This is a genomic window from Rhizobium sp. P1_E6, assembly GCF_056405875.1.
This window is the reverse complement of the sequence record NZ_JBFUBG010000007.1, coordinates 110,377-119,297: the sequence shown is the minus strand read 5'-3', so window position 1 is coordinate 119,297 and position 8,921 is coordinate 110,377. Positions and strand designations below refer to the sequence as shown.

The window sequence follows — 8,921 nt, the reverse complement described above, 5'->3', positions numbered from 1 at the left end:
CGCACTGGCTGTTGCCACGGCTTCAGCGGTTCGAGGACATGCATCCTGATATCGATGTGCGCATCAGTGCCTCCCATCGCATGTTCGATTTCGAACGTGACGGGATCGATCTCGCCATCCGCCACGGACTTGGCGGCTACGAGGGGCTGATCAGCGAGCGTCTGGTGGATGATGAACTGGTGCCGGTCTGCACGCCGGCGATTGCGGTGGCCCTCGGCGCCCATCCTTCCCCGGATCAGCTTGCGGGTTATCAGCTCATCCACGACGTCTACCGCCGCGATTGGCAGCTCTGGCTGGCGGCAGCGGGCGCCACTAGGGTGGATGCCTCCCGCGGCCCGATCTTCAGCGACGGCAACGGCGCCTTCGAGGCGATGAAATCTGGTTTCGGCGTGGCGCTGATGCGACGCTCCTTCATTGGGAAGGAGCTTGCCGAAGGCCTGCTCGTGGCGCCGTTTCCGCTGGGGCTCGCAAGCAGGCTTGCCTACCATCTGGTCTATCCAGGCACAGCGCTGGAACGACCGGCGGTCGCTGCCTTCCGGCGCTGGCTGCTTTCAGAAGCTCACAGCTAGTTCCGATGAGTCGTGCCTGTTTTGAACAGGCTGCCCGTCGGGGTCTTCAGGAACATGTCCAGCGGAATATGCTCCTGATGCAGGAAGCCGTTGGCCGGCAGCAGGCCGTCGCGGACCATCTCGATGACGGCAACCACAGAAGCCGACGTCGTCCAGGCGATCGCCGTGCGCCGTGCGCCGGCAATCTCGATCGGGTAATAGGCGCGCACGAACTCCTTGCGGCGCAGGCCGCCATTGACTGTGCCTTCGGCCGCGACGTGCACGTAGACGACGTCGTCATCGACCGGCGGCTTTGCATTGGTCAGGATCTCGCCGGCAAGCTGGCGCCTGTCGCGCATCAGAAGCTCGTGGAAGAAGAAATTCATCAGCTCCATGTGGCCAGGATAACGCATCGTCTTGTAGTCGAGATTGTCGACCTTGCCGAGCATGGTGTCACACATGGTGCCTAGCCCGCCCGAGGTCGTGAAGGCTTCCAGCTTGACGCCGCCGACATAGATCGTCTCGTGCCACTCCATGGGCGAGACGAGCTTGCGTACGCCGCCCTCGATGACCTCGCAATCGTTCAGATATTCATTGACCACACCTTCCGGCGACCAATTGAAAGCATAACCCAGAAGCCCGGTCGGGTTCTGCGGCAGGGCGCCGACACGCATGCGGATCGAGCGGCAGCGGTCGAAGCCATCGGCAAGGCTTGCGCCGACGATGCCGACGAAACCGGGCGCCAGGCCGCATTGCGGCGCCATCAGGCCGCGAGCGGTCTTGGAAAGCTCGATGATGAAATTGGTGGTCGGCACATCCTCGGTCAGATCAAAATAGTGGATGCCGGCGAGATGAGCCGCCCGAGCCAGCTCTATATTCAGATGATAGGGTAGGCAGGACAGGACCGCTTCGACGCTCGACAGCAACTCGCCGATGACGGAGGTACTGGTGATATCGCCGGATCGGCATTTAAACGGCAGATCGCCCTGAGGCAGGTGCGCATCGACGCCGATCACCTCGAAGCCGCCCTCATGCAACAGCGTCGCTGCCAGCCGTCCGACCTTGCCGAGGCCGACCACGGCAATTTTCTGAAAACTCATTGATATCCTCCCGAGCGCCGGCTTTTTCACTGGCGCGTTTTTCTCACGTGGAGGCTGTATAGAATAAAATACTTATAAAAGAAAACAGCCGGGATCGCTCCCGGCTGTCGGATGGCGATGGCAATCCACCGCCTATTCGTTGATGAGGCGCTTCAGAAGCTCGATCTCATGCGAAAGCTTCGTGTCTCCCGAGATCAGTTCCTCGATCTTGCGAACGGCGTGCAAAACCGTCGTGTGATCGCGTCCGCCGAATCGGCGGCCGATTTCCGGGAAGGAGCGCGGCGTCAGTGTCTTCGCCAGATACATGGCGATCTGGCGCGGCTTGACGATGACACGCGTGCGGCGGTTCGAGACCAATTCCTGTCGCGAGACGTTGTAGTGACGCGCGACGATACGCTGGATATCCTCGATACGCACACGGCGCGGCTCACCGGAACCGACGAGATGGGCCAGAAGCTCATCCACGCGCTCGATCGACAGGTTCGGCTCGAAGGAGCGGCGGAAGATCAACTGGTTGAAGGCGCCTTCCAGCTCACGGCCGCTTGCCGTGACGTTGCGGGCGACGTGCTGCAGCAGATCGGTCGGGATTTCCAAGGACGGATCTTCCAGACGGGCGACCGCAAGACGACGATTCAGGATTTCGAGACGCATCTCGTAGTCGGGACCATCGAGTTCGATGGCAACACCACCCTGCAGACGCGAGCGGACGCGTGGATCGAGCGATTCCAGCTCCCACGGCGCCCGGTCGCCGGCGACGACAACCTGCTTGGCGCTGTCGAGCAGCATGTTCAGCAGGTGGCAGAACTCGTGCTGGATCATCTTGCCCTGCAGGAACTGCATGTCGTCGATGATGAGAAGATCGATGGCACGCAGCGAATCCTTCAGCGTCAGTGCATCATTGTCGCGGATTGCGGTCGCAAAACGCCACATGAAGTATTCGGCCGTCAGATAGACAACGCGCAGGCCACGCGGGTTCTGCACGGCGGCATTGGCGATCGCCTGCAGCAGATGCGTCTTGCCGAGGCCGACGGTCGCGTGGACAAAGAGCGGGTTGAAGCGCACAGCGCCCTGACCTGCTTCCGCGATGGTCTTTGCGGCGGCGAGCGCCACACGGTTGGAGCTCCCCTCGACGAAAGTGTCGAAGGTGAAGCGGGAATCCAGCGGCGAGCCAAAGAGCGGCGAACCGACATTTGCCGGGCGCGCCGCAGCGGCGGCCGAAACAGCCTGCTGAACGATCTGCCCCGCCGGCTGGGCAGATGCCGGGCGGCGAAGCTGGGTGGGCTGGGTGACCGTCTCGACGGAGACTGCATCGTCCAGCGCCTTCGTACCGATGCGCGTTGCCGTGCGCACAAGGATTTCGACCTTCAGGATTTCGGAATCTTCGGCCTGGAAAAGACCGGTGATGAGATCGAGATACCTGTTGTTGATCCACGACTTCAGAAAGGTCGTGGGAACGGAAAGACGAACGACGCTCTTGGAAACCGAATGAAGCTTGAGCCGTGCAAACCAGCTTGCATAGACGTCAGGACCGACTTGTGCCTTCAGACGCGCGCTAACGCGGTCGAAGAGAACGCCATGCTTCATATCCGTCTTTTCTTCCTTCGCGCCCAGGTGAATGGAACCGAAAGACTGCTGTGCAGCTTCCCCGTTATCCAGTGCACCCGTCGTAATCGAATTCATCTGCATAATGCCGCCTTTCATTTCCTCGGGCGGTCATTTGCTAACAGCCGCCCGATCATTCCCCGCTTTGACAAAGCCGACGGCACCCTCATGAGCCATCCGCCTGCCGGTTCACACAAACACTGTCCTGTTTCCAGGACCGACACGGAGCCCCTGCGGTGGTCGCGTTCATGCGACAACCGTCACGAATTCTCCATGTCAGGATGGCAGCCGATCCTCGTTTTTCGCCTGCCAGCCCGAACGCAATGTTACTCTATCCCCTGCCCTTCTCCTGGCCTCGCGCAAAACGTGTGGCCACGAAGCGCACAAAACGTCCCCGTCCCGTGACAGCCACGTCACGGCACAATGTCGTCGAGTGCGTTGAGAAAACGGAAGCTGTGCGCTCCGTTGCAAGTGACACAGTGTCATCATCCCGCCGACTTGGCAGTTTGGACTGACTTCTGCAGGTGATGTCCGCGCCCTTTGCTGGACGCCATTTAGGCAGGATCAAAAGGCAAGATCAACGATGAATTTTACGCAAAATTAACAAGCGGCCATTGACTCCGGCGGGGCCTTTAGGGCGTCACACCAACGTCAAAAAAGAATCGCTTTTGAATCAAGGAGATTCCCCTGCTGGGCTATTTTGGACACGTATAAAAAGAAAAAAGAAAAAATCTTCTTGACTCATTTGGGGCCACGGGCTGCGTGACCAGAGTCGCAAGCCTTGAAAGGATCCTTGCGTAAGCCATTGTTTTAAAACAATTTTTCCTGTCATGCCTCTGACACGAAATCGTCGCCGGATTAACTATATCCGCGGCGGCCAGCTGAATCGAAAAAGCCCGGTAAAATTACCGGGCTAATCATAACGAGCAATTCGTTAATGAAATATTTAGGCGCTTGCAGAGGCCGAAAGAGCCTTCACACGAGCAGCAAGGCGCGAGACCTTGCGGGATGCTGTGTTGGCGTGAAGGACGCCCTTGCTTGCGGCGCGTGCCAGCTCTGGCTCAGCGACAATGAAGGCTTCCTTTGCCTTGGCAGCATCACCAGCCGCGAGCGCCTCTTCGACCTGGCGAACGTAGGTGCGAACGCGCGAACGGCGAGCCTTGTTGGTTGCGGTACGGCGAGCGATCTTGCGAGTCGCCTTTTTCGCCGAGGTTGTATTGGCCATGGATGCCTCTCTCAAGAATTCGAACAAAACTCCGCCATTACCGCGCTGGCCCTGCGGCCACTCAATTCAGCAATACGGGAGCATTAGCGGAAAACCAGAGCGGCTTTCCGAACCGTGGGCGGGCATATAACTCTAAAGCTGCGCGACGTCAACGCGCATTTTCAAGGAAAAGCCCCTTTCCCAGCGCCGCCCGCTCACCTGTTCCTGAAGACCGGTTTGCGCTTCTCGACGAAGGCAGCCATGCCCTCTTTCTGGTCCTCGGTCGCAAAGAGGCTCTGGAAGAGACGGCGCTCGAAACGCAGACCTTCCTCCAGCGTGGTCTCGAAGGCGCGGCTGACTGCCTCCTTAGCCATCAATACCGAGGGACGCGACAGCGATGCGATCTTGGCGGCCGCCTCCAGTGTCTCGTCTAGAAGCCGCTCAGGCGCCACCACACGCGAAACGAGTCCCGAGCGCTCGGCTTCGGCCGCATCCATCATGCGACCGGTCAGGATAAGGTCCATTGCCTTGGCCTTGCCGACCGCTCGCGTCAGGCGCTGCGAGCCACCAATCCCCGGAATGACCCCCAGCGTGATCTCCGGCTGGCCGAACTTCGCCGTCTCCGAGGCGATGATGAAGTCGCAAAGCATGGCAAGCTCGCACCCGCCGCCGAGTGCAAAACCGCTGACGGCAGCGATGATCGGCTTGCGGGCCTTGGCGATCTCATCCCAGCCGCTGATGAAATCGCTCTTATAGACCTCGGCGAAATCGAGCGGCTGCATTTCCTTGATATCGGCGCCGGCGGCAAAGGCGCGCTCGGAACCGATCAGCACGATCGCGCCGATGGCATCATCCGCGTGAAAGGCCGCATAAGCGCGCTTCAATTCCTTGAGCACTATCGAATTCAGGGCGTTCAGCGCCTGCGGCCGGTTCAGCGTGATCAGACCAACATTGCCGCGGGTTTCGACGATCAGGGTTTCATAGGCCATCGCGCGCTCCTATTTTTGGCAGGTGGCACAATAGAAGGTGGAACGGCCAGCCTGCACGATGCGCGAGACCGTACCGCCACAGCCCGGCGTGCGGCAAGCAAGACCTTCGCGATCATAGACGGAAAAGGAATGCTGGAAGTAACCGAGCGAGCCATCCGTCTGAATGTGGTCGCGCAGTGACGATCCGCCGGCAGCGATCGCATCGGCAATCACATCGCGGATCGAACTGACAAGCAGGTTCAGCGGCTCCTTCGGCTTGCCCGTCTTCGTCACCAGCGTGCCGGCTGCACGCACGGGCGAGAGATGTGCCCGCCACAGGGCCTCGCAAACATAGATATTGCCGAGCCCGGCGATGGTCTTTTGATCCAGCAGTGCGCCCTTCAGCGGCTGGGCCTTGCCGGCGAAACGTTCGGCCAGATAGGCGGCCGACAGTTCATTGCCGGTCGGCTCCGGCCCCAGGCCAAACAGGAAGGGGTTCGCGTCGAGCTCGGAGCGATCGGCAATATCCATAAAGCCGAAGCGGCGCGGGTCGTTGTAGATGACGCGACGCGGACCACCCTCGCCTTCCAGATGGAAGACGGCGTGATCGTGCTTCTCGTCCTTGGAGCGCTCATGATGAAATTCGCCGGGCGTGCCGGTGACCGGACCCTGCTCGATCCGAAAGGAGCCGGACATGCCGAGATGGGAAATGATCGTCTTGCCGCTGTCGAGATCGATCAGCAGGTACTTGGCCCGCCGCCCAAGGCCGATGATCGTGCGGCCTGAGACCTGATTTTCGAAATCCTTCGGGAAAGGGAAGCGCAGGTCACCGCGACGCAATTCCAGCCTTTCGATGCGTGCGCCTTCCATCGCCGGCGTCAGGCCGCGCTTCACCGTCTCGACTTCTGGCAATTCCGGCATCTTAACCCATCTATATCTAACGTGTTTCAACCGCCTGCGATGTGCGCTATAGCGCCAACGTGCCGCGGGCGGACCGTGGCCCACAGATAGCGCCGCAGCCACGTTTTCGCTATGGTCGCCGCGCCGAATTCTTGATGTGAACGGAGTAGCTTGATGTCAGACAGCCGTATCTCCGCCGATGGCGGCATGGAAACATCCTACGGCTTCCGCGAGGTGCCGACCGGCGAGAAGCAGGGTCTCGTCAACGAGGTCTTCCACAAGGTTGCCAAGCGCTACGACATCATGAACGACGTCATGTCGATGGGCATGCACCGCGTCTGGAAGGATGCGATGATTGCGGCGCTGAACCCGCGCAAGGAGCCGGGCTACAAAGTGCTCGACGTTGCCGGCGGTACGGGCGACATCGCCTTCCGCATCGTCGAAGCCTCCAACCGCCAGGCACATGCGACCGTGCTGGACATCAATGGCTCCATGCTCGGCGTCGGCGCCGAGAGGGCGGAAAAGAAGGGGCTTTCGGAGAACCTCACCTTCGTGGAGGCCAATGCCGAGGACCTTCCCTTCGAAGCAAACAGCTTCGATGCCTATACGATCGCCTTCGGTATCCGCAATGTACCGAGGATCGAGGTGGCGCTGTCGGAAGCCTATCGGGTGCTGAAGCGCGGCGGCCGCCTGCTCGTGCTCGAATTTTCGGAAGTGGAACTGCCGGTTCTCGACAAGATCTATGACGCATGGTCGTTCAATGCCATTCCCAAGTTCGGCAAGGCAATCACCGGCGATGCCGAGCCTTACCAGTATCTCGTGGAGTCGATCCGCAAGTTTCCGAACCAGGAGAACTTCGCGGCGATGATCCGCACGGCCGGCTTCTCCCGGGTGAGCTACACCAATTATACCGCCGGCATCGCAGCGCTGCACTCCGGCTGGAAGCTCTGATCCGCATGAGTGCTTTCGGTGCATATTTCAGGCTCGTCAGGGTCGGTTGGATTCTTGTGCGCGAGGGCGTCATTTCGGCGCTGCCTTCGGAGGGGCTGCCGCCGTCCGTCAGCCTGGCGAAGTCCTTTGTCGGTATTTTCGCCCGCAATCGAAGCAAATCCCAAAAGCGCAGCGACCGGCTGGCGAAAGCCGTCGAACGGCTCGGGCCATCCTATGTGAAGATCGGCCAATTCCTCGCGACGCGTCCCGATGTCGTCGGCGTCGATTTTGCCGACGACTTGTCGCAGCTTCAGGACCGCATGGCCTTTTTCCCGGCGGCTGCCGCCAAGGCCAATATCGAGGGTTCGCTCGGGCGACCGATCGCAGACCTCTATGCAAGTTTCGGCGATCCGATTGCTGCGGCCTCCATCGCGCAGGTGCATCCGGCCGAGGTCGATACGCCGCAGGGAGGCAAGAAGGTCGCCGTGAAGGTTGTGCGGCCAGGTGTCCGGGCGCGGTTTGCCCATGATATCGAGGCGATGTACCTCGTCGCCCATATGCAGGAACGCTTCATGCCGGGCAGCCGGCGCCTGCGACCGGTGGAAGTCACAAAGACGCTGGAACAAACCACCAAGGTGGAGATGGACCTGCGTCTCGAGGCAGCCGCTCTTTCGGAGATTGCCGAGAATACCGAGAAGGATCCAGGCTTCCGTGTGCCGAAGGTGGACTGGGAGCGAACGGGCCGCGACGTCATCACCATGGAATGGATCGACGGTGTCAAGATGTCTGACGTCGAGGGATTGCGGGCTGCCGGCCACGACCTCAACCAGCTTGCCGACACGCTGATCCAGTCTTTCCTGCGCCATACGCTGCGCGACGGTTTCTTCCATGCCGACATGCATCCGGGCAATCTCTTCGTCGATCCCGACGGCATGATCGTCGCTGTCGACATGGGCATTGTCGGGCGTCTTGGGAAGAAGGAGCGCCGCTTCCTTGCCGAGATCCTCTACGGCTTCATCACCCGCGACTATATCCGGGTGGCGGAAGTGCACTTCGAGGCTGGTTACGTGCCCGGCCATCACAATGTCGAGAGCTTTGCCCAGGCGATCCGGGCGATCGGTGAGCCGATCCATGGACAGCCGGCCGAGACGATCTCCATGGGCAAGCTGCTGACGCTGCTTTTCGAAGTGACCGAACTCTTCGACATGCAGACGCGGCCCGAGCTCGTCATGCTGCAGAAGACGATGGTCGTCGTCGAAGGCGTCTCGCGCATGCTCAATCCGCGCTTCAACATGTGGAAGGCCTCCGAGCCAGTGGTCGGCGACTGGATCAAGAACAATCTCGGCCCGAAGCGCATCGTCACCGATCTCAAGGACGGGCTGAAGGCAGCCGTGAAGCTTGCCGAAGCTGCGCCCGAAATCGCCGCCCAGACCGAGAAATTCCATCACCAGCTTGTGCATATGAGCGAGCACGGCCTGCGCTTCGACGAGCAGACGGCCGAAGCCATCGGCAAGGCGGAAGCACGCCACAACCGCTCCGCCAAAGTGGCCCTCTGGATCATTGCGCTCACACTTCTCTATATTGCGTGGGTACTGAGCTGACCGGGACCAACAAATGCATGATGTGTTCGGCATTTGGGATATCCCGCCAGACGTGAGGCTCGCTTAGT

General features: G+C 60.3%; 8 protein-coding genes. 3 read left to right on the top strand and 5 right to left on the bottom strand.

The genetic code is table 11. The annotated features are described in order from the left end of the window. On the top strand, positions 1-569 hold a 569-nt coding region (locus AC1D35_RS06675), incomplete at its 5' end, for a LysR substrate-binding domain-containing protein (RefSeq protein ID WP_477938368.1). Here AC1D35_RS06675 and AC1D35_RS06670 read toward each other — a convergent pair. The 5 genes from AC1D35_RS06670 to mutM form a co-directional block, all read right to left on the bottom strand. Next, entirely contained in the window at positions 566-1,648 is a 1,083-nt protein-coding gene (locus AC1D35_RS06670) for a saccharopine dehydrogenase C-terminal domain-containing protein (protein WP_113307751.1), read from the bottom strand. The genes AC1D35_RS06675 and AC1D35_RS06670 overlap by 4 nt on opposite strands. Before the next feature lie 132 nt (positions 1,649-1,780). Beyond that, on the bottom strand, positions 1,781-3,334 hold the full coding sequence (dnaA, locus tag AC1D35_RS06665; RefSeq protein ID WP_113298601.1) for a chromosomal replication initiator protein DnaA: 1,554 nt from the start codon (positions 3,332-3,334) through the stop codon (positions 1,781-1,783). 862 nt (positions 3,335-4,196) lie between these two features. Further along, the gene (gene rpsT / locus AC1D35_RS06660; protein ID WP_113298319.1) at positions 4,197-4,475 is read right to left on the bottom strand and encodes a 30S ribosomal protein S20; all 279 of its coding nucleotides are present in this window, start codon (positions 4,473-4,475) and stop codon (positions 4,197-4,199) included. Between the two features lie 194 nt (positions 4,476-4,669). Continuing rightward, positions 4,670-5,443, bottom strand: a complete 774-nt coding sequence (locus AC1D35_RS06655; protein ID WP_113307750.1) for an enoyl-CoA hydratase — start codon at positions 5,441-5,443, stop codon at positions 4,670-4,672. 9 nt (positions 5,444-5,452) lie between these two features. Then, positions 5,453-6,343, bottom strand: a complete 891-nt coding sequence (mutM, locus tag AC1D35_RS06650; protein WP_113298317.1) for a bifunctional DNA-formamidopyrimidine glycosylase/DNA-(apurinic or apyrimidinic site) lyase — start codon at positions 6,341-6,343, stop codon at positions 5,453-5,455. Between the two features lie 153 nt (positions 6,344-6,496). Here mutM and ubiE point away from each other — a divergent pair, with 153 nt between their 5' ends. Both ubiE and ubiB read left to right on the top strand, forming a co-directional pair. After that, entirely contained in the window at positions 6,497-7,273 is a 777-nt protein-coding gene (ubiE, locus tag AC1D35_RS06645) for a bifunctional demethylmenaquinone methyltransferase/2-methoxy-6-polyprenyl-1,4-benzoquinol methylase UbiE (RefSeq protein ID WP_113307749.1), read from the top strand. Between the two features lie 5 nt (positions 7,274-7,278). After that, positions 7,279-8,853, top strand: a complete 1,575-nt coding sequence (gene ubiB / locus AC1D35_RS06640) for a 2-polyprenylphenol 6-hydroxylase (RefSeq protein ID WP_113298315.1) — start codon at positions 7,279-7,281, stop codon at positions 8,851-8,853. Positions 8,854-8,921 lie beyond the last annotated feature (68 nt).